14 protein-coding genes and 1 pseudogene are annotated in these 20,862 nt (G+C 61.7%); 8 read left to right on the forward strand and 7 right to left on the reverse strand.

Features of this window, described 5'->3' with window-relative positions; all coding sequences use genetic code 11:
- Positions 1–225: 225 nt before the first annotated feature.
- From galU to N181_RS11220, 3 genes are all read left to right on the forward strand, one after another.
- Positions 226–1,113 (forward strand): UTP--glucose-1-phosphate uridylyltransferase GalU, encoded by an 888-nt coding sequence (gene galU, locus N181_RS11210; RefSeq protein ID WP_037393530.1) that lies wholly within the window; start codon positions 226–228, stop codon positions 1,111–1,113.
- 302 nt (positions 1,114–1,415) lie between these two features.
- A complete protein-coding gene (locus tag N181_RS11215; protein ID WP_037429761.1) occupies positions 1,416–2,417 on the forward strand; it encodes a threonine ammonia-lyase in 1,002 nt (333 codons plus the stop codon).
- Positions 2,418–2,552: 135 nt separating this feature from the next.
- Entirely contained in the window at positions 2,553–2,882 is a 330-nt protein-coding gene (locus N181_RS11220; RefSeq protein WP_060563383.1) for a DHCW motif cupin fold protein, read from the forward strand.
- A 24-nt stretch (positions 2,883–2,906) separates the two neighbouring features.
- On the opposite strand, the gene N181_RS11225 is transcribed toward N181_RS11220, so the two are convergent.
- From N181_RS11225 to N181_RS11235, 3 genes are all read right to left on the reverse strand, one after another.
- Positions 2,907–4,346: an outer membrane beta-barrel protein gene (locus N181_RS11225; RefSeq protein WP_037393535.1), complete on the reverse strand. Its 1,440-nt coding sequence runs from the start codon at positions 4,344–4,346 to the stop codon at positions 2,907–2,909.
- A gap of 103 nt (positions 4,347–4,449) precedes the next feature.
- On the reverse strand, positions 4,450–4,905 hold the full coding sequence (locus N181_RS11230; RefSeq protein ID WP_037393537.1) for an NfeD family protein: 456 nt from the start codon (positions 4,903–4,905) through the stop codon (positions 4,450–4,452).
- A 10-nt stretch (positions 4,906–4,915) separates the two neighbouring features.
- Positions 4,916–5,902 carry an SPFH domain-containing protein gene (locus N181_RS11235; RefSeq protein ID WP_037393540.1) on the reverse strand — a complete coding sequence of 329 codons (987 nt, stop codon included), beginning with the start codon at positions 5,900–5,902 and terminating at the stop codon, positions 4,916–4,918.
- A 202-nt stretch (positions 5,903–6,104) separates the two neighbouring features.
- On the opposite strand from N181_RS11235, the gene N181_RS11240 reads away from it, so the two are divergent.
- The 3 genes from N181_RS11240 to N181_RS11250 all read left to right on the forward strand — a co-directional run bounded on the left by N181_RS11240 (position 6,105) and on the right by N181_RS11250 (position 10,724).
- Positions 6,105–7,991: a diguanylate cyclase gene (locus N181_RS11240; RefSeq protein WP_037393541.1), complete on the forward strand. Its 1,887-nt coding sequence runs from the start codon at positions 6,105–6,107 to the stop codon at positions 7,989–7,991.
- A 159-nt stretch (positions 7,992–8,150) separates the two neighbouring features.
- On the forward strand, positions 8,151–9,587 hold the full coding sequence (locus tag N181_RS11245) for a metal-dependent hydrolase family protein (RefSeq protein WP_037393543.1): 1,437 nt from the start codon (positions 8,151–8,153) through the stop codon (positions 9,585–9,587).
- A 105-nt stretch (positions 9,588–9,692) separates the two neighbouring features.
- Positions 9,693–10,724 carry an AI-2E family transporter gene (locus tag N181_RS11250; RefSeq protein WP_037393545.1) on the forward strand — a complete coding sequence of 344 codons (1,032 nt, stop codon included), beginning with the start codon at positions 9,693–9,695 and terminating at the stop codon, positions 10,722–10,724.
- Between the two features lie 118 nt (positions 10,725–10,842).
- Here N181_RS11250 and gltS read toward each other — a convergent pair.
- The 4 genes and pseudogenes from gltS to N181_RS11270 form a co-directional block, all read right to left on the reverse strand.
- Positions 10,843–12,041: pseudogene (gltS, locus tag N181_RS11255) on the reverse strand (sodium/glutamate symporter).
- Positions 12,042–12,143: 102 nt separating this feature from the next.
- Complete coding sequence (locus N181_RS11260) at positions 12,144–15,302, reverse strand: efflux RND transporter permease subunit (RefSeq protein WP_037393549.1); 3,159 nt, start codon at positions 15,300–15,302, stop codon at positions 12,144–12,146.
- Positions 15,299–16,474, reverse strand: a complete 1,176-nt coding sequence (locus N181_RS11265) for an efflux RND transporter periplasmic adaptor subunit (RefSeq protein WP_037393551.1) — start codon at positions 16,472–16,474, stop codon at positions 15,299–15,301. The genes N181_RS11260 and N181_RS11265 overlap by 4 nt, the downstream gene beginning before the upstream one ends.
- A gap of 332 nt (positions 16,475–16,806) precedes the next feature.
- Positions 16,807–17,286 (reverse strand): YqhA family protein, encoded by a 480-nt coding sequence (locus N181_RS11270; RefSeq protein WP_012709357.1) that lies wholly within the window; start codon positions 17,284–17,286, stop codon positions 16,807–16,809.
- Positions 17,287–17,665: 379 nt separating this feature from the next.
- Here N181_RS11270 and N181_RS11275 point away from each other — a divergent pair, with 379 nt between their 5' ends.
- Positions 17,666–19,093: a basic amino acid/polyamine antiporter gene (locus N181_RS11275; RefSeq protein WP_037393553.1), complete on the forward strand. Its 1,428-nt coding sequence runs from the start codon at positions 17,666–17,668 to the stop codon at positions 19,091–19,093.
- A 327-nt stretch (positions 19,094–19,420) separates the two neighbouring features.
- The gene (locus N181_RS11280) at positions 19,421–20,854 is read left to right on the forward strand and encodes a basic amino acid/polyamine antiporter (RefSeq protein ID WP_014329771.1); all 1,434 of its coding nucleotides are present in this window, start codon (positions 19,421–19,423) and stop codon (positions 20,852–20,854) included.
- Positions 20,855–20,862: the final 8 nt, after the last annotated feature.

Raw genomic sequence — 20,862 nt, forward strand, 5'->3', positions numbered from 1 at the left:
AGCATTCAGCCGGCGTTCATGCCGGACCGATTACTCCGGGTTTTACGAATGTTGCCCGCAGCGGCTGTGTCGGGTCAGTGGAGAAGCCTACAGAAACGAAGTCAACAAAGTCTTTACCATGAAATTCCCGAGTCGTCTCCCTTCGCAAAAAATGGCAAATGACGACGTAATCCGATTCAATTCGCCTGTTCAGGCTAGACCGAGGTTCACTCCAAGGAGGTGTTCATGACCGACAAGCGTAAAGTCCGCAAAGCCGTCTTCCCCGTCGCAGGCCTGGGGACACGTTTTCTTCCCGCCACCAAGGCGGTGCCGAAGGAAATGCTGACGGTCGTGGATAAGCCGGTCATCCAGTATGTCGTCGACGAGGCACTCGAAGCGGGGATCGAGCATCTGATCTTCGTGACCGGTCGCAGCAAGGCGGTCATCGAGGATTATTTCGACATTCAGGTCGAGCTCGAACAGACGCTCAGAGAACGCAACAAGAAAGCCGAAATCGAGCTGCTCGAAGCGATACTGCCGAAGGCCGGTACGACGAGTTTCACCCGTCAGCAGGCACCGCTCGGTCTCGGCCACGCAGTCTGGTGCGCGCGCGATCTCGTCGGCAACGAGCCCTTCGCACTACTGCTCCCCGACATGATCATGAAGGGCGAGAAGGGCTGCCTCAAGGGCATGGTCGAGCTCTATGAGCACAGCGGTGGCAATGTCATCGCCGTCGAGGAATGCGCCCCCGAGCAGGCGCACAAATACGGCATCGTCGGCGTCGGCGACAGGGTCGGCAACGGCTTCAAGATCACCAAGATGGTCGAGAAGCCGGCCCGGGGCACGGCGCCGTCCAACTTCTTCATCAACGGCCGCTATATCCTGCAGCCGGAAATTTTCCCGGTTCTGGAGCGTCAGGAGCGTGGTGCCGGCAACGAGATCCAGTTGACCGACGGCATGGTGAAGCTTGCCGAGGCGCAGCCGTTTGCCGCCTATCATTTCCGCGGCGAGACCTATGATTGCGGGGCGAAGGACGGCTTCATCCTCGCCAACGTCGCCTTTGCGCTCGAGCGTGCCGACATTCGCCCGACGGTCGAGGGGCCGCTCAAGGCGCTGCTGCAGGCGCTGAAGTAGTCTCTTTGGAATTCTCAGGCCGCGTCCCTACTGCATGATTCCTTAAATCGGAATCGATTTAAGGACAAAATCATGCAGCATTTCAAAGTGCTACAGCGTCCTTAGTGCGTCTGAAAAGACGCACGGCGCTGTAGACACGGCCTGAGTCCGTCGCCGCTCACGGCGTGAAGTTCAGATGTCTCGCTCACCCGCGCGACAACGTGACAATCGGTCACAAAAAATTGCTCCGGTTACAATATTGCGGTTGCGCCGGTCGCGCCGCTAGGCAGATTGATGCGAAACCTCGCCAAGGAGCGTCGTCAATGGCCGAAGCGGCACCCCACGTAAAACTCCTGCCAACCTATGCAGACATAGAGGTGGCCAACCGCCGCATCGCCGGCATCGGCATCGTGACGCCGTTGCTCGAATCGCCCTGGCTCAATCGCGAGCTTGGCGGCCGGCTGCTCGTCAAGGCCGAGAACTTGCAGGTAACCGGCTCGTTCAAGCTTCGAGGCGCTGCGAACCGGATGAAGGCGCTGACGGAAGACGAGCACCGGTGCGGCGTCGTGGCCCGGTCCTCCGGCAACCACGGCCTGGCGATTGCCTATTGCGCCAGCTTGATCGGTACCTCGGCCACGGTCGTGGTCCCCGAAACCGCTCCGGCCGCGAAAGTCGAGCGAATCAAGGGCTACGGCGCCACGGTCGTTCAGGCGCCGATGCAGAAGATTGCCGAGGTGGCGGCCGAGATCGCGGGTCGCGAAGGACGCGTGTTCGTCGATCCGGCCGACGACTTCTGGGTCGTCGCCGGCCAGGGCACCGTTGGCCTCGAGATCGCGGGTCAGGCGGAGGCGCTCGGAGCGAAGATCGATGACGTTGTTGTTCCCTGCTCGGGTGGCGGGCTGGCCGGAGGCTGTGCCCTCGCACTTGAGCAAAGGTCGCCCGGAACCAGGGTGCATGGCGTGGAGGCGGCCGGCTTCGAAAAGATGGCGAATTCGCTGGCGGCAGGTCGGCGAATCAATCTTCCGCCAGGCGGGCGTTCGATCTGCGATGCGATCGCCGGTCTCTACATGGCCGAAATCCCCTTCGACATTGTCAGGAACAGGCTGGCGGGAACCTTCGCGGCTACCGACGAGGAAGCCCTGATGGCGATGCGCGTCGCCTTCAGCGAGTTCGGCCTCGGCGTCGAGCCCGGCGGGGCGGTGGCCCTGGCGGCAGTTCTGAGCGGCAAGATGCCGATCAGCGGAAAGACCGTCGTGGCTGTGATCTCCGGCCGGAACGTGAACCCCGACCTTGCCCGCCGGGCGTTGGAGCAGGAAGCAGCCTGATGCACCGCTCGAGCCATCGCCACGCGAAGCCCGGGCATCGGACTCGCGAGCGGTCAGCATGACCACATTTGAGCCAGGTCACCGTCAGATGCTCCGATCTCACGCGGGCCGCAATACTGCAAAGGATCACTCTCGATGGAAATAAACGCCATTCCTTTCGGCATCACCGACTGGGCGGAGGTCGAGGCAACCGAGCACAAGGGGGAAACGGTCGTCGCCTACTGGCGGACGCGGCAGTTTGGTCCCATACGCGTTCGCGTGGTCGAATACACGCCTGGCTATCTCGCCGACCATTGGTGCTCCAAAGGTCACATTCTCTATTGTCTCGAGGGCGAACTGCAGACGGAATTGCCGGATGGACGGCGGTTTGTTCTGAAACCCGGTACGAGCTATCAGGTGGCCGACAATGCCGAGCCTCACCGTTCATTCACGTCGGTTGGGGCAAAGCTGTTCGTCGTGGACTGAGGGGGGCGCCGACGGCAGCAGCGGTCAACGCCGCAGAGTCAGGCCGACGCCGACGCGCGTCGTGTCACTCGAAGGGCCGACGTCCCTGTTGGTGCGCTCGTAGCTGACGTCACCGGTCAGCGCCAGATAGCGGCTCATGTCCCATGTCAGGCCGGCGCCGGTGCGCCAGGTGGCCTCGTCGGCAGCGGTGGCCTCCGACGGGAAGTCTCGCAGTGTCAGGCTGTTCGAGAGTGTCGCCACCAGCGTCGAACGGAGCTGGTGGGTGATGATATTGGTCAGCTCGTAGTTGATCGATCCCGGATTGTCCGCGGTCGTCGACGGATCGAGATAGGTCAGGAGGCCGAACAGCACGTCGGTGCCGCGCTGCGGCGACCAGTTGACCCGCCCGTCGACCGAGAGGCCGCCGAGGTCGCCCAGCCGGTCGTCGTCGAAACGATAGGTCTCATAGCCGAGCGCGAGTTCGCCGTTGAGCTTCTCGCCGAGGTCCACCTCCAGGCCGCCACGGCCCGCATAGCTCATATAGGAACGCTCGAAGCCGAGCGTGTCGCGCCGCAGATCATAGATGGATTTGCCGACCGAGGCTTCGAGGAAGGGGATGAGCGCCGGCGACAGCTCGTAGCCGAGGCGTCCGGTGAGCGTGCCGGTATTGCGGTCGCGATCCTCCTGCGAGAGCGTCGTTCCATTGTCGAGATCGACATCGCCATAGGTCTGGCGCTCGAAGTCGAGGCCGACGGAGCCGCGAACGAGGCCCAGGTCGCGCTCGATCGCAGCGCCCAGCCGGTAGGTGTTGACGGCTGATTGCTCCTCGGCGTTGGCGATGGCGTTCGGGTCGTTGGCGTCCTCGCGCTCGAAACTGTAGCCCGCTCTCAGTCTGGCCACCGTCTCGTCGGTCAAGTCGAGACGCAGCTCCGCATCGACATCGGCGCGCGGCTCTTCCTCGCCTTCGCCCGATATGTTGTTTTGCAGCACACCTTCGCCGGTCACGCTCAACTGATGGCGCGACCAGTCCGAGGTGAGCGACCCTTTGAGGCCGGTCTCCATAAAGCTGCGGCTCTGGCTGGAGCTGCCGTTTTTCTGTCGTTCGTGGTTGAAGGTTTCGCTGAGCGCCGGCTTCAGGACGAAGCTGCCGATGCGAAGGCCGGTCGCCTGGCCGGCATCCGGATCGATGCGCCTGCGCAGGCCGTCGATCGTCTCCTCGCGTCGGTTGAGGCGATTGAAATCCTCGTCCAATGCCGGCGGAAGATCGGAGGCCGCAACCGCGCCGGTCGTCTGCGGATCGGTGATCGCCGGGGTGCCCGCGTCAGCCATCGCGCCGACAATCGGGGCGTTCGTGCCGGGCGAGCTCTCGAAGCCTTGCGCGCCCGCGGGCCCGGCGAAAACAAGGACGCAGCCCACCAGAAGCCTGGCTCGCTTTTGCACAAGCAAGGCGCCCGCCTTGATCGAGCGTGAAATCCTGGGCGCCATCTACCGTCTGTCCGCGAACCTGATTGCAATCGTTTCGCAATCGTAAAGGCACGTGGTTAAGCAATCGTTTCTGAAGGGAAATCGGCCGCCGGGAATGCGAGTTTCAGGCCGGCTCGACGGTCAGCTGCCGGCCGCTGCTTGCGACGATGCGCACGCGGGTGCCTGCGGGCAGGTCGGGGCCCTCGACGGCCCAGGTCGTGTCGTCGAGGCGGATGCGGCCGCGGCCTTCGGCGATCGGCTGCTCCAGCAGCGCGGTGCGGCCGATGAGGCTCTCGCCGCGCTTGTTGAGCAACGGCTCGTCGCTCTTCGACGAGGAGACGACGAAGCGCCGGCCAATGAAGACCGCGGCAATCGACAGCAGCGCGAAAACGACGACCTGGGCCTCCCAAACCCAGAATGCCGTTTCCCAAAGGAGGAGAGAAAGACCGCCGGTGATGAGAGCTGCAAGGCCTACCCACACCAGGAAAACGCCCGGCAGCATCACTTCCGCCGCCAGCAGGGCGAGGCCCAGGATCCACCAGCTCCAGGGACCGAGTTCGATAGCGAAGCGCTGGATCATGGTACGATGCCTACCGGTTCTCTACGGGGTTGGACGCTGGCCCGGTTTGTGGCGTCGATCGGCGCGGGGAAGCCGGCGCCTGGCCGTCGCCGAACACTTCCCTGGCGATCGCGCCGATGCCGCCGAGCGAACCGATCAGAGAGGACGCTTCCATCGGCATCAGGACGATCTTCTGGTTGTTCGCGGTACCTATGGCAGCCAAAGCCTCGGTGTATTTCTGCGCCACGAAATAGTTGATCGCCTGCACGTCGCCGGCGGCAATTGCTTCAGAGACCATGCGGGTCGCCTTGGCCTCCGCTTCCGCCAGTCGCTCGCGCGCTTCCGCCTCGCGGTATGCCGCCTCCCTTTGACCTTCCGCCTCGAGGATCGCCGATTGCTTGGCGCCTTCGGCGCGCAGGATCTGCGCATTCCTGCTGCCTTCGGCTTCGAGCACCTGGGCGCGCTTCTCGCGCTCCGCCTTCATCTGCCGGGCCATCGCCTCGACAAGATCCGTTGGCGGCGCGATATCCTTGATCTCGACACGGGTGATCTTGATGCCCCAGGGATTGGCCGCCTCGTCGACGACGCGCAGCAGCCGGTCGTTGATCGTATCTCGGTTGGAAAGCAGTTCGTCGAGATCCATCGAGCCCATGACGGAGCGGATGTTGGTCATCGTCAGATTGAGGAGGGCGTTTTCCAGATTGGCAACCTGATAGGCAGCCTGGGCGGGGTTCAATACCTGGTAAAAGGCGACCGCATCGGCCGAGACGCTGGCATTGTCCTTGGTGATGACCTCCTGGGTCGGCACGTCGAGGACCTGCTCCATAACGTTCATCTTCGCGCCGATCCGGTCGAAATAGGGGACGATGAAGTTCAATCCGGGCTCTATGGTCTTCACGTAGCGACCGAAACGCTCGATCGTATAGCGATAGCCCTGCGGAACGGTCTTGATGCCGGCAAAAAGCGTCAAGAATACAAGAACAACGAGTGCGATAACCGCGTAATCGAAGCCGCCCAAGGATAATCCTCCCTCTTCGCAACTCCAGGACTTGGAGTGCCGCCCAGCCCATGACGTGGCGATTCGCTGCAATATTTCAAGCACCCGGCCGAGTTGTCTGGGCATTCCGGCTCGCCTGGCGGCATTCCGATTTAATAAAACTCAAACCAGTTGTCGTCTAAGGTCGGTCTTCTGAACGTGGTGAAAGGCCGAACGCAGCGCGATGAATGGCATCTGGGGGCAGTTTGTTGGCAACCTTGCATTTGTAAGCCTGGCGATTTCGATCTGGGCGCATCTGTCGATCTGGCTGCGGCGGCGGTTTGTCGGACATGAGAAAATCCTGTTCGGACTGATGGCCGGCGTTGCGTCGATCGGCTCGATCCTGCTGGCCGTCGAATTCGGCCCCGGCATCCATATGGACCTGCGCTTCGCCCCTCTCGCGCTCGCCGGCATGTTCGGCGGGCCGCTGGCGGCAGCCATCGCTGCAACCCTGACGGCTATTTTCCGGACTGCGCTCGGCGGTGTTGCGGCCACCGACGGCGTGATCGCGATCATTGCCGTCACGGGCATGGGCCTGAGCGTCAATCTCTTCATGAGGAAGAGATCGCCGACGCTTCTGCACGTCATCATGCTCGGCGCGGCGGTAGGAAGTCTGCTCGTGGTGCTGATGGCGGTGCTGCCCACCCTGTCGAAGGTTCATGCCTTGGCGGCAATGGGTCTGCCCATGGCGGCGATGAACTGCGCGGCCACCATCGTCTGCGGTTTCATAGTGCTGACGACGCAGTATCTGGAACTCGAGCGCAGAATGCTGGAGACCGCGTTCTCGCAATCGCCCGACTATCTTTACGTCAAGGACAGGGACAGCCGGTTCGTGACCGTCAACGAAAACATGATCCGCCTCTACCGCTTCAAGACGACGGCGGAAATGGTGGGCCTGTCGGATTTCGATCTCCATCCACGACGGCTTGCCGAGGAACTGTATCATCGAGAGCAGGAGGTCATGCGCACAGGCGTGCCTCTTCTCGATTCCCTCGAGCACATCGAAGACCGCGACCTGCTCGCCTCCAAGGTGCCGTTGCGCGACAAGGAGGGACGCGTGATCGGACTGGCGGGCGTCACGCGCGACATTACGGAACGCACCGCGCTCGAGCGGGAGCTGCGCGAAAGCAAGAACCTGCTCTCCCATGCGATGGCGGGAATGTCCGACGGCTTTGCGATGTTCGACCGGCAGGGCTATCTCATCTTCTGCAACGAGCAATACCGCAATGCCTTTCCGCTGTCGGGAAGCGCCCGGGTGATTGGCGCGCATATCAGCGATATCGTTCGCCGCGCCGCCGAAACACGAGAGCGGCTCAATGTCCCTTACGACTCAGTGGACGAGTGGATCAATGTGGCGACGTCCACATTGCACCGTAACAAGGACGAGGAGGTTCAGCTTCATAACGGCGATTGGCGCAGCATCAAGACAAGGCTCGCGACGGACGGTACGGCGATGGTGGTCGTCTCGGACATCACGGCGATGAAGCAGGCTGAAATCGCTCTGCGGCTTTCGGCCGAGCAGTTGAAGAACCTGGCGGAGACGGATGGATTGACCGGCATCGTCAACCGTCGCGCCTTCGATGAAGCCTTTATGCGCGAAGCGGCGCGATGCGCAAGGAGCGACGCGCCGCTCAGCCTGCTGATGATCGATCTCGATCGGTTCAAGGCGTACAACGACACCTACGGCCATCCGGCCGGCGATCAGTGTCTCCGTCTCGTCAGCAAGTGTCTTCTCAATTCGGCGAAACGCCCGGCCGATATCGTCGCCCGCTACGGTGGCGAGGAATTTGTCGTCCTGTTGCCGGAAACCAATGAGCGGGAAGCGACGATTGTCGCCCAGCAATTTGCCAGCCTGCTCGACGAAGAGAAGATCGCCCACTCGCAAAGCGAGTTCGGGCGGGTCACGGCAAGCATCGGCATAGCCTCGGCAATCGGGCATGTCCTGCAGGCGGAGCCGAGCCGCCTCCTGTCGGAAGCGGACGCCGCTCTCTACGAAGCCAAGATGCGGGGCCGCAACCGCATCCTCGTGCGCGCCTTCGCCGATGCGGCGGATGTCAAGATGGCCGGTTAGGACGGAAACTTCGGACCCAGCCGCAAGGCCTTCCGGCTCAACGATCGGGATCTGACGCGACGCGCGTCACGCGTCTACCTATACGCGGCAGTGGATATTCCCCGCACCCAATGGTAGTCTCATCATGGTCGTCTGACGACGTGAAACCGGAGGGGTGTCATGATTCGGTTGGGTACCAAGTATCAACACCTCGTTCACGGCACTGGCTGCGGCTGCCTCAGTCCCGTTCTGCAGCAAGCATCGCGCCGTTTGGATGAATTTTCCCGCAGAAGCTTTCTTGCCGGTTTAGGTGCCGCGGCTGTCACCGGGATGATGCCTGGGCGATCCTTTGCCCAGGCGCCGGCCTCCAAGCTTCTCTTGAGCAAGGTCCGGTTGTTCGACGGCAAGTCCGACAAATTGCGGGCAGGGGTCCAGGTCCTGATCGAGGGCAACAGGATCGCTTCCGTCGATGCGACGAACAGCGCTCCGCCGTCCGACGCGACCGTGATCGATTGCGGCGATCGCGTTCTGATGCCGGGCATGATCGATGCGCACTGGCATACGCTCTATGCTGCCGTTCCCTTGGCGGTTATAGCGACAGGCGATCCCGGTTTCGTCTTCTCCGCGTCCACGGCTGAAGCCGAACGGACCCTCATGCGCGGCTTTACTACCGTGCGTGACCTGGGCAGTCCCGTCTTCTCGTTCAAGCAAGCGATCGACAGCGGGGTCATACCCGGTCCGCGCATCTTTCCGTCAGGTGCGATGATCACCACCTCCGGCGGCCATGGCGACCTTCGCATGCCGAGTGAGATTCCGCCCGACTCCGGGCGGCTCAGCGTCAGTGAACTGGTGGGCGCCGCGGCGATTGCCGACAGCGTCGGGGACTTGAAGCAGCGCGTCAGGGAGCAGCTCCTACAGGGCGCCTCGCAGGTCAAGATCGTCGGAGGCGGCGGCGTGTCGTCTCCGCGCAGTCCGCTCGACATGTCGACCTTCAGCGAGGAAGAGCTACGCGCGGCGATAGACGTTGCCCGGGACTGGAACACCTACGCCACCGTCCATGCCTATGCTCCGAACACCGTGCAGCGGGCGGTCGCGGCGGGAGCGGCCTGCATCGAGCATGCGCATCTGATGGACGAAGAGACGGCAAGGATCATGGCCGACAAGGAAGTCTGGCTCAGCACCCAGCCTTTCCTGTCGACGGAGGATGTCGCCCAGCAGACAGGGCCATCGGCCGAACGCATGCTGCAGGTCTTCGCCGGAACTCCGAGGATCTACGAGCTCGTTCGCAAGCACGGGATCAAGACGGCATGGGGCTCGGACGTGCTCTTCTCACCTGAGATAACGCCGCGCCAGGGCATCATGCTGACCCATCTCAGCAACTGGTACACCAACGCCGAGACGCTCCGCGTGGCGACATCGGTCAATGCGGAGCTGCTTGCGCTTTCCAATCTGCGCAATCCTTACCCGGGCAAACTGGGAATCATAGAGGAGGGTGCACTCGCGGATATGCTGGTTGTGGATGGCAATCCGCTCGAGGACATTCGCCTGATCGAAGACCCCGGAAAGAATCTGGCCGTCATCGTGAAGGACGGCAAGGTCCATAAGAACACGCTGTGAGGCTCTGGCCGACGGTCGCGCGACAACGCTGTCATCTTATGCTTCCGAAAGGACTGGCGGAGATCGTCTGAATGGTGGGGAGCGTGCGGGCCGCAAGGGTAATCTATGCCACCCCAAATTCTGATCGCGGCTCTGCTCTTCCTGGCGATGCTCTCGATGGCGAGCTCGGTTTTTGCGCCAATAGCGTTCGCGCTGTTTATCATCGCGCTTGTGTGGCCGGCGCAGCGCCGCTTGCAGGATACGCTCCCTCGCTATTTGGCGCTTGTCATCAGCTTTCTCATGGTCGTACTCGCATTCCTCGCATTCGGCTGGCTGATCGCCTGGGCATTCGGGCAAGTCGGTCGGTGGATCATCGCGGATGCCGCGCGTTTTCAGCAGCTCTACGACGACGCTCGTCTCTGGCTCGAGGAACATGGCATCGCCGTTGCCGTGCTTTGGTCGGAGAACTTCGGCGTTGGCTGGATTGTGCGTACGGTACAGACGATAAGCAGCCGCCTTAACAGCACTTTCAGTTTCTGGCTGATCGCTCTCGTCTATGTACTGCTCGGGCTGATGGAGGTCGAGGCTTTCGAGCGCAGGATCAAGGCGCTGCGAAACCAGACTGCCAGTGCATTGCTTCTTCAGGGCAGTCGACAAACAGCAATGAAGATCCGTCGCTACATGATGATCAGGACGGCGATGAGTGTCGTCACCGGACTTCTGGTCTGGATTTTCGCCCGCGCTGTCGGGCTGTCTCTCGCCGAGGAATGGGGCTTCATTGCGTTCGCCCTCAACTACATCCCCTTTCTGGGACCGCTTGTGGCGACGTTGTTCCCGACGCTGTTTGCCCTCATCCAGTTCGGCACGGCGGAGACCGTGCTGGTGGTCTTCGTGGGGTTGAACCTCATTCAGTTCGTTGTGAGCAGCTACATCGAGCCACGCGTCTCAGGCAGCGCGCTGTCCGTGTCGCCCGTCGTTGTTCTGTTTTCCGTTTTCGCGTGGGGATATCTCTGGGGAGTCTTCGGCGCCTTCATCGGCGTGCCGATAACGATCGCGGTTGTGACCTTCTGCAGCCAGCATAGGTCCAGCAGGTGGGTTTCGGAATTGTTGGGTCTGGAGGTGGAGCCGGATCAGGTCTTCCCGACGCCGGAGGCTTGAAGCGCTTCACAATGCGCGGCCTCCACCAGTGGATGAATGTCGGGCCGTTGTTGTCGCCACCTGACTACTGCATCTCTCCTCAAATCGTCTCCGGTTTAGGGACAAACCCATGCAGCTCTCACCGCGCAAGAAAACCAATCACCGCGGCATTGGCGAGATCGATAAAGAATGCCGATATAAGCGGGAGGATGATGAAGGCGGTGGTAGCGGCACCATAGACCTTGGTCACGGCAGTCATATTGGCGATTGCTGTAGGCGTGGCGCCAAGGGCGATCCCGCCGAAGCCTGCAGACAAGACCGCCGCTTCATAGTCTCGCCCCATCGCCGGAAATACGGCGAGCAGGATGAAGAGTATCGTGGCTGCCGTCTGAAGCGCGAGGATCACCAGCAACGAAAAGCCCAGGCCTTCCAGCACCCATAGCTGCATGCTCATAAGCGACATGGCGAGAAACACGTTCAAGGACAAGTCGGAGAGAAGCGAAAGGGCGCGGCTGCGTGTGGGCCAAGGCAACCGCGGCAGCAGATATGGAATTGTATTCGTCAGGCAAATTGCGACCAGGAGACAGGCGACAAAGAGCGGAAGCTTGACGCCCGCTCCGTCGATGACTTCGTAAACGGCGTAACCAACGATGATGGCTATGTTCATCACCAGGAGTGTCTGCAGCAGGCTGACATAGCTCACGTCATCGTCTTCCGAACTGCTGCAGAAAGGCCAATGGTCAGGTCTTCGTCGGTGGCGCCTCGAAGACCATGGCGGGTAATAAGCAGGCGGCCGATCGGACCTCCGATCAGGCTGGCGATTACGAGACCGAGCGTGGAACTGGCGATGCCCACTTCCAATGCATTGTTGAGACCGTAGCGGGCCGAAATCAGTGGCGCCCATGCGATTGTGGTGCCATGGCCACCTATGAGTGAAGCCGACCCCAAAAAGATCGACATTCCCTCCGGAAGACCCAGCGTCGCGGCGCTTGCGATCGCGATGACGTTCTGGATAACGAGAAAGCAAAGCGTCAACGACAGGAGAACAAGAAATGGCCGTCCGCTGCCGATGAGATCTTTCACTCGGGCGTTGAGGCCAACTCCCGTGAAGAAGTAGAGGAGCAGCAAGTCGCGCGCCTCGAGCGTGAAAGTGATTTCCACATCCAAAAGCTCGTACGCGGCAAGCGTGGCGGTCGAAGCGAGCAGGCCGCCCGTCACGGCTTCCGGAATGGTCCAGCGTCCAAGTATTGGAATGATGCGGTTGAGGTGCGCGCCGATGAAGAAGACCACTATCGAGATAGTGAACGTCAACAGACCCGGGACTTCTATCGGTGTCATCGGTTTCCCTCTTGTGAAATTCCGTGTCGCCCGCCCCAGGCACCCCGCCTGTTACCCGACGCTCCTGCGCGGCATGCGATCGGCTCGACAGTCCGCATCCGCTCAGGGCTGAGGGCGGGCCACGTCATCCGCCGTCGTGCCTTGGCTCCGGCTGAAGACGCGCGCTTTGATTTGCTCGCGAATGGTCTGGACCAGGACATAGAGTAAGGGGATGAGCAGGAGGCCGACGACCGTGCCGACGAGCAGCCCGCCGAACACCGTCATGCCGATGGCGCGGCGGCTGCCTGCGCCTGCTCCTGTGGCGATCACCAGGGGAACGACTCCGAGGATCGACGCGACTGCCGTCATGAGAACCGGGCGAAAGCGCTGGGCCGTACCTGCCGCTGCGGCTTCGCGCGTCGTCATCCCCTCCTCGCGCCGTTCCTTGGCGAACTCCACGATGAGGATAGCGTTTTTCGCGGCGAGCCCGATCAATAGAACCAGGCCGATCTGGGCGTATACGTTGAGATCGATCGAGGCGAGCATCAGAGCCGCAAGAGCGCCGAGCACGGCAATGGACACCGAGAGCATCACCGCGAGGGGAACACTCCAGCTTTCGTACTGCCCGACGAGAAAGAGGTAGGTGAAGATGATGCCCATGATGAGAATGGCGACCGTCTGGTTGCCGGCCTGTTGCTCCTGCAGGGCGAGCCCCGTCCACTCGAATCCGAAGCCTTCCGGGAGGTTCTGCTCCGCAAGAGAGGCCATGATCGTGAGGGCCTCGCCGGTGCTTGTCCCGGTGGCTGCGTGGCCGTTGATCGAGGCGGAAGGAAACAGATTGTAACGGCTGATCGCGTTCGGTCCGTAGATGGTGGAGATGGACAGAAGGGCCTGCAGAGGCACCAGCTCCCCGCTTCGACTGCGCACCCGGAGCCGCTGAATGTCCTCGATCCGACTGCGGAACTGCGGCTCGTCCTGGATGCGCACCTGATACACGCGCGAGAAGATGTTGAAATCGTCTACATAGGACGACCCGAGATGGGACTGCATGGCGCTGAAGATGGTCGCCGTCGAAACGCCGAGCAGCTCGGCCCGGCGGCGATCCACGTTGAGGAAGACCTGTGGCACGTCTGCCGTGAAGGTGCTGAAGACACTGGCGAGGCCCGGGGTCTGGTTCGCCTTGACGATCAGGCCGCGCATCACCTCTGCAAGCTCCTGCTGACTCTGGCCGCCGCGCGCCTGAAGCCTCAGATCGAAGCCGCCGGTTGCGCCAAGTCCCGGAATGGCCGGAGGATTGAACGGCACGACGAAGGCGGTGGGAATCCGGGCGAATTCGGCACGCAGATGGTTCATGATCGCGTCGATGCTTTCATCGGCGCTCCTGCGTTCCTCCCAGGGATCGAGCGCGGCGATCACCATCCCCGCATTCGAGCCGCCGCCGCCCACCATGCTGTTGCCGGCGATGCCGACGGAATTGGCAACGCCCGGCGTTTGCCGCAAGATCCCGACGACAGAGGCGAGCGCCTGTTGGGTCCTCTCAAGCGACGCGGCGTTTGGCAGTTGCACGTTGACGAAAAGATAACCCTGGTCCTCCGCCGGCACGAACCCGGTCGGAAGCGCCCGGAACAGTCCATAGACCCCGCCGAAGATCGCCAGGAGAAGCACCGAGGCGATCACCAGCCTTCGCGACATGCGGTCCAGCATGTTGAGATACCATCTCCGGGAGACGTCGAGGCCACGGTTGAACCTCCCGAAAATCCCGCGCCGGTTCGCGCGCGGCCGCTCGAGCATGAGAACGCACAGGGCCGGACTGAGCGTCAGTGCGTTGATGGTGGAGAAAGTGATCGTGACCAGGATCGTTACCGCGAATTGGCGATAGAGTTGCCCGGTGATCCCCGGCACGAACGCGATCGGGACGAAGAGCGCCGCAAGGACGAGCGTGGTCGCTATGATCGGACCCGTCACCTGCGTCATCGTGCGTTGGGTCGCGGCGCGGACGTCCAGCCCCTCTTCGCTCATCACGCGCTGTACGTTCTCGACGACGATGATTGCGTCGTCGACGACCAGGCTGATGGCGAGGATGATGGCGAAGAGCGTGATGGTATTGGCCGAATAGCCAAGCAGATAAAGGACAGCGAAGCCGCCGATCAGGGACACTGGAATCGTCAGCGTCGGGATGACCGTCGCCCGCCAATCCTGCAGGAAGAGGTAGGTGACGGCGACGACAAGCGCGAAAGTGATCGCAAGCGTGATGCCGATTTCCTTGATCGTTTCGGTAATGAAGGCGGTGGTGTCGAAGACGACGGCGTAGGCAACGTCCTCGGGAAACTGTCGCGAAAGCCGATCGAGCTCGGAGAGGACTGCCCTCGACACCGCAAGCGCATTGGCGTCGGAGCTCTGATACACGACGACTGTCGCGCTCGGCTGCCCGTTGAAACTGGACGTCGTGTCGTAGGACTGCGCACCGAGTTCGACGCGCGCGACGTCGCGGAGGCGGACTATCGCACCGTCCACATTCGTGCGAACGATGATGTTGGCGAAATCCTCCTCGGTCGCGAGACGCCCTTGGGCCATGATCGTGAGTTGCAGCTGCTGGCCCGAGGCTGCAGGCGGAGACCCCAGCTGGCCGGCAGACGCCTGCGCGTTCTGGGCTTGTATCGCGCTCGCCAGGTCGGCGGCGGTGATGCCGAGCGCTTGCATCTGGTCCGGGTTCATCCAGATGCGCATGCTGTACGACGGTCCGAAAATGCCGGCCTCGCCGACGCCGGCAACCCGGGCGATCGCATCGCGGATATTGTTGGCGGCAAAGTTGCTTATGAATATCTCGTCGCGCGTTCCCTTCGGGGAATAGATCGCCACGCCCATCAGCATGCTGGACGACTGCGCTCTCACGGATACCCCCGTCTGGGTTACTGAGGCGGGAAGGCGCGGCGTCGCGAGTGCGACACGATTCTGTACGTTCACTTGCGCCATTGCCGGATCGGTGCCGACCGCGAAGGTCACAGTCAGCGAGTAGGTGCCGTTGTTGCTGCTTGCCGACGACATGTAGAGCATGTCCTCGACCCCGTTCACCTGGTCCTCGATCGGCGCGCCTACGCTTTCCTCCAGCACGCTGGCATTGGCGCCCGGGTAACTGGCGGTAACCTGCACCTCGGGCGGCGTGATCTGCGGGAACTGAGCGATCGGAATCTGCGACAGCGCAAGCGCACCGGCGATGGCCATGACCACGGCAATAACCATGGCGAGACGTGGGCGGTCGATGAAGTGCGCCGACAGGTTCATTGGCTTGAGGATCCTGGCGCCGAGGCGGATGTCGGCGCGGCGGCATTCGTTGCCGCGTCGCCGGCTGATATGCTCTGCGCCTCGACGACGGCACCCGGGGAGACGCGCTGGAGGCCCTGGACGATGAGCGTCTCCCCGCCCTTCAGGCCCTCTTCGACGACCCAGTTCTGTCCGAGCTGCGTAGAGACGCGAATGCGCTGCACGGTGGCGCGGCTCTCGCCGTCGACGACGAGCACGAAGCGGCCGTCGCGGTCCTGTTCCACCGACCCGATGGGTACAACCGGACGCTGTTGCCGGTCCGCGGGCTCGACGATCACCGTCACGAACTGCCCCGGCATGAGGAGAGACTGCGGGTTGTCGAACAGCGCTCGGATCGGCAGCGTCCCGGTCTGCACGTCGACCTCGTTTCCGAAGAATTCAACCTTTCCTGCCTGCTGGTAGGGCTCATCGTTGGAGAGGCGCAGCTTGAGCGCATAGCGCTTTGCCAGCGCGTCCTTTTCTGCCCCTCCCGCGGCAGCGCGAAGATCGAGGATCGTGCGATCGCTGACCGAGAAGACCACGCGGATGGGATCGATCTGAACCACCCGGGCCAACGGCTCCGACGAAGGGCCGACAAGGCTCCCCACGGAGAAGGCTGCACGGCCGATCCGACCCCCGATGGGGGCCTTGATGCGAGTGTAGCCGAGATTGAGCTCCGCCTGATTGACCCTGGCCTGTGCGGACAGGACGTTTGCCCGGGCAGTGTCGCGCGCCGCCTGGCTCGCCTCGAGCACGGCCTGCGAGACGGTGCTCCGGAGCGCCTGGTTTCGCTGGAACTGACGCTCGTCATTATCGAGGGTCGTCTGGGCGCTGACGAGGGCCGCTTGCGCATCCTGGAGGGCGAGCTCGTAGGCCATCCGCTCGAGGGTGAAAAGGTCCTGATCTTTCTCGACGTTTTGGCCTTCCGCGAAGGACCGGTTCTCCAGGAAGCCCTCGATCCTGGCTCGGATATCGACCGCGTTGAGGGCTTCGACCCGGCCAACGAACTCGTAGCCGGGCGACACGTCTTCGACTTGAACGGTCATGACGCCCACGACCGGCGCGCTCTGGGCGATACCGTCTGCGTTTGAGCAGAACAGAAGGCCGCTCACGCCCAGAACGAACTCCACAGACCGAAACACCGTTCTGAACATCAGACCCCACTTCGAGTTTCCGATGCAAGCCTCCTTTGGTGAGGCATGCTATCAGGCCGCCTGACGCCGCCTTGCGATAGAGGGAGACCCCTGGGAATGCCTGTCGGGACTTGTCACACGCCGAATGAGTGATCGTTTCGTCTTGCCCTCTACCGGTAACCCGCTGGGGCGCTTACGAGAGATATGCACGTTCACGGATGCAGCGCGGACGCTGCAACGTCAAGAAGTGTCAGACCGTAGGATCGGCAAGTTATACGCGCAAAGCCGGTGTCCTTCAAGCAAAATGACGGGTGGCCCAGCTCGAACGCGCTTGGGGAGGCCCTGCACTGCGTCTATTTCGGACCCACATCATGCGTGGAACTGGCAACAAGCTTCATCGCCGCCGCCAGGAGAAGTGCCGCGCCCGGCAGCACAAGACCGTTCCAGTCCAGCATGCCCTCGGTTTCCGCCACGACGGTCGCAAAATGGACGACGAGATAAAGGATGATCACCTCGATGAAGAGGATCTTCATTTCCGCGACCGTGTTGAGGATCATCCATCGCGGCACCCTTTTCCTGACTTCGTCCGACACATCGATGACGAAACCGAACGTGATCGCATAGCCGAAGATGGTGAGCACGATGCCGAAAAGAAACTTGTCGGTGGCGCGCAAGACGGCGGCGGTGACCGAAAGCTCCGGCTCGGTTCTGACGAAGGCGAAGGCGTTGCGCAAGAGAAGCGCGCCTTCGAAGAACATCAGCAGTGCGCCGCCCAGGACTCCTATGGACGCCAGGATCATGATGTAGCGGAGACTCAAGAAAAACGAGATCATTGGCCTTGCTGCCTTTCCGCAGCGGGTCAGGCACACTGATTGGGACGGTGCGCTTTCCCGGTCGAACGCATCTCCCTGATGCGCGGCAGCTCGACTGCTACCCAGCGCAGTGGAGTATCGTTCATCCACATTCATGCAGGTGCTGGCGACAGACGTAGATTAGCACAACTAAATCTGGTCCGGTCCCCCGGGATTTTACAGCTTGAAGTTTTGAAACTAAAGATACAACGTTGCGGCTCCTGCTACCTACAGCGCCGCGCGTCCTGTCAGATGCGCAAAGGACGCCGTAGCACTTAGGATTGCTGGATGTGCAGTGGCGGCCGCTCAACAGTAAGTGCCTTTCGTTCGATCAGGCAACCGTAACGCAATCGGAGGCCGCATGACCAGCACTGCTCAGAAACTTTCGCTTGCTTCTCTGTCCGCGCTCGTCGTCGGCTCCATGGTAGGAGCGGGCATATTTTCCCTGCCGCGCACCTTCGGCAATGCGACCGGACCCTTCGGCGCGATCGTGGCCTGGTGCATCGCAGGAGCGGGCATGTTCACTCTGGCTCACGTGTTCCGGGTGCTCGCGGAACGCAAGCCGGATCTCGACGCCGGCGTCTATGCCTATGCGAAGGCCGGCTTCGGTGACTATGCCGGCTTCCTTTCGGCCCTCGGATACTGGCTGGTCGGCTGCATTGCCGATGTGTCATATTGGGTGTTGATCAAGGCCACCCTCGGGGCGTTCTTCCCGATCTTCGGAGACGGCAACACGGTCGCCGCCGTGCTTGTCTCCTCTGTCGCGCTGTGGGGCTTCCACTTCATGATCTTGCGGGGGATCAAAGAAGCCGCGGCCATCAATACTGTCGTCACGGTGGCAAAGATCGTCCCCATTGTGATCTTCATAGTCATCCTGCTCGGTGCGTTCGAGACCGACCTCTTTCGCGCCAATTTTTGGGGCGGCGCGGGCATGCCCGAGGCAAGCCTGTTCGAGCAGGTTCGGGCGACCATGCTGGTCACGGTTTTTGTGTTCATCGGCGTAGAGGGCGCGAGCGTCTATTCACGCTACGCCCGCAAACGTTCCGATGTGGGCGTGGCCACGACACTGGGCTTCGTCGGCGTGCTGGGATTGATGGTGCTGGTGACGCTGCTGCCCTACGCCGCCCTCGAGCGACCGGAAATCGCAGGCATGCGGCAACCCTCGATGGCTTCCGTGCTGGAATCCGTCGTCGGGCCATGGGGCTCCGTCTTTGTCAGTGTCGGCCTGATCGTTTCCGTGCTCGGAGCCTATCTGGCATGGTCGCTGATCTGCGTCGAGGTGCTCTTCTGCGCCGCCAAGAACGGAGACATGCCGAGCGTTCTCGCCAGGGAGAACAACAACAACGTTCCTGCTGCGGCTCTGTGGCTGAGCAATGGAGTGATCCAGTTCTTCCTCGTCAGCACGCTGTTCTCCGAGGACGCGTTCCGGTTGATGGTAAACCTGACGAGCGCGATGGTTCTGGTTCCTTACCTGCTGGTCGCAGCCTACGGCTTCCTCATCGCCCGGCGCGGCGAGACCTATCACATCAGGCCGGAAGAACGGTTCAGTGACCTGATCTTCGCGGGTGCCGCCACGGTCTACACGGCATTCATGATCTATGCCGGAGGCCTGGAGCTTCTGCTACTTTCCACCATCCTCTACGCATTTGGAACGGTCCTGTTCCTCTACACGAGGCGTGAACAGAAGAAGCCTCTGTTCAACCCTCGGGAATGGCTCGTCTTCATGGCTGCAGCGGTCGGATGCGTTTTCGGCATCTACAGTCTCGTGACCGGCTACATCACCTTGTAGATCTCCGAGGAAACACGCAGCAATTCAAGGTTCTACAGCGTCCTTTGGGCGAAACGGGCGGCGCTATAGTTCACGCCCGTCGTTGTGTCGGCATATCAGCGGATATTGATTCCCTCTAGGAATTTTGAAGATTACACGTTAACATTGCGGTCAGAGGGTCCAAGCATGTTATAGAGGTGGTGCCAGAAGCGGATAACCGCTTCGAGGTCGAAAGCCTATAGGCAAGGTCCACAAGCTTATCCGGCATCACCAGCGATACCAGATCTGATCGGCGTCCGCACCGGCGCGGACGGCCCCCCTACATCGGTCAACCCCGGGAGTAGCGCGATGGCGATCAAAGCTGAGCAGAAGCTATCCCTTTTCGCTCTGACCAGCATGGTTGTCGGTTCCATGGTCGGCGCAGGCATCTTCTCGCTCCCGCGAACATTCGGCATTGCGACAGGGCCGTTCGGCGCAATCATTGCCTGGTGCATTGCGGGCGGCGGCATGTACATGCTGGCGCGCGTCTTCCAGTCGCTGGCCGAACGCAAGCCCGATCTCGACGCCGGCGTTTTCGCCTATGCCAAGGAAGGGTTCGGTGACTATCCGGGCTTCCTGTCCGCCTTCGGCTACTGGATCGGCAGTTGCATCGGCAACGTGTCATACTGGGTGCTGATCAAGTCCACGCTCGGCAATTTTTTTCCTGCCTTCGGCGACGGCAACACCGTGATCGCCATCCTCGTCGCCTCGGTCGGAATTTGGCTCTTCCACTTCACGATCCTGAGAGGCATCCAGCAGGCGGCCTTCATCAACACCGTCGTGACCGTCGCGAAGGTTGTCCCGATCATCGCCTTCATCATCATCCTCTTCTTCTTCTTCAAACTCGACCTGTTCCGCCTCAACTTCTGGGGTGGCGAGGGGATGCCGGAGGCAACCCTCCTGCAACAGATCCAGGCGACGATGTTGGCGACGGTCTTCGTCTTCATCGGCATCGAAGGCGCGAGCAACTATTCGCGCTATGCGCAGACGCGCTCCGATATCGGCACGGCCACGATCATGGGCTTCATCGGCGTCAGCGCGCTGATGGTGCTGGTGACGCTGCTGCCCTATGCGGCCCTGACGCGCCCCGAGATTGCCGCCATGAGCCAGCCTTCGATGGCAGGCGTACTTGCAGCCGTCGTCGGTCCCTGGGGTGCGGTTTTCATCAGCATCGGCGTGATCGTCTCGGTGCTTGGCGCTTATCTCGCCTGGTCTCTTGTGTGCGCGGAAGTGCTCTACGTGGCGGCGCGCACGGACGACATGCCCCGGGTTTTCGGCACCGAGAACCAGAACAAGGTCCCTGCAGCGGCGCTGTGGCTCACCAATATCGTCGTCCAGCTGTTCGTCATCAGCACCTACTGGTCGCGGGATGCGTTCGCGCTGATGCTGAATCTGACAAGCGCAATGTCGCTGATCCCCTACCTGTTCGTGGCCGCCTTCGGGTTCCTGCTGGCTCGACGCGCCGAGACCTACGAAGTCAGGCCGCATGAACGCAACCGCGACCTGATCATCGCCAGCATCGCCGCCGTCTACACGTTTTTCATGATTGTCGCCGGCGGCATGAAGTTCGTCCTGCTGTCGGCGCTTCTCTATGCCCCTGGCACCATCCTCTATTTCTGGGCCAGGCGCGAGCAAGGCAAGCAGCTCTTCAACACATCCGTCGACTGGCTGATTTTCGCCGCTGCAGTCATCGGCTGTATCGCCGCGATCATCGGATTGTCCACGGGCTACCTGACGATCTGAAAAAGGAG

Origin of the sequence: Sinorhizobium fredii USDA 205 (assembly GCF_001461695.1) — a bacterium.
GTDB lineage: Bacteria > Pseudomonadota > Alphaproteobacteria > Rhizobiales > Rhizobiaceae > Sinorhizobium > Sinorhizobium fredii.

What these genes read in the sequence shown, in the direction of transcription:
- galU (WP_037393530.1), top strand. Translation starts at nt 226, where the DNA reads ATGACCGACAAGCGTAAAGTCCGCAAAGCCGTCTTCCCCGTCGCAGGC.
- N181_RS11215 (WP_037429761.1), top strand. Translation starts at nt 1,416, where the DNA reads ATGGCCGAAGCGGCACCCCACGTAAAACTCCTGCCAACCTATGCAGAC.
- N181_RS11220 (WP_060563383.1), top strand. Translation starts at nt 2,553, where the DNA reads ATGGAAATAAACGCCATTCCTTTCGGCATCACCGACTGGGCGGAGGTC.
- N181_RS11225 (WP_037393535.1), bottom strand. Translation starts at nt 4,346, where the DNA reads ATGGCGCCCAGGATTTCACGCTCGATCAAGGCGGGCGCCTTGCTTGTG.
- N181_RS11230 (WP_037393537.1), bottom strand. Translation starts at nt 4,905, where the DNA reads ATGATCCAGCGCTTCGCTATCGAACTCGGTCCCTGGAGCTGGTGGATC.
- N181_RS11240 (WP_037393541.1), top strand. Translation starts at nt 6,105, where the DNA reads ATGAATGGCATCTGGGGGCAGTTTGTTGGCAACCTTGCATTTGTAAGC.
- N181_RS11245 (WP_037393543.1), top strand. Translation starts at nt 8,151, where the DNA reads ATGATTCGGTTGGGTACCAAGTATCAACACCTCGTTCACGGCACTGGC.
- N181_RS11250 (WP_037393545.1), top strand. Translation starts at nt 9,693, where the DNA reads ATGCCACCCCAAATTCTGATCGCGGCTCTGCTCTTCCTGGCGATGCTC.
- N181_RS11260 (WP_037393549.1), bottom strand. Translation starts at nt 15,302, where the DNA reads ATGAACCTGTCGGCGCACTTCATCGACCGCCCACGTCTCGCCATGGTT.
- N181_RS11265 (WP_037393551.1), bottom strand. Translation starts at nt 16,474, where the DNA reads ATGTTCAGAACGGTGTTTCGGTCTGTGGAGTTCGTTCTGGGCGTGAGC.
- N181_RS11270 (WP_012709357.1), bottom strand. Translation starts at nt 17,286, where the DNA reads ATGATCTCGTTTTTCTTGAGTCTCCGCTACATCATGATCCTGGCGTCC.
- N181_RS11275 (WP_037393553.1), top strand. Translation starts at nt 17,666, where the DNA reads ATGACCAGCACTGCTCAGAAACTTTCGCTTGCTTCTCTGTCCGCGCTC.
- N181_RS11280 (WP_014329771.1), top strand. Translation starts at nt 19,421, where the DNA reads ATGGCGATCAAAGCTGAGCAGAAGCTATCCCTTTTCGCTCTGACCAGC.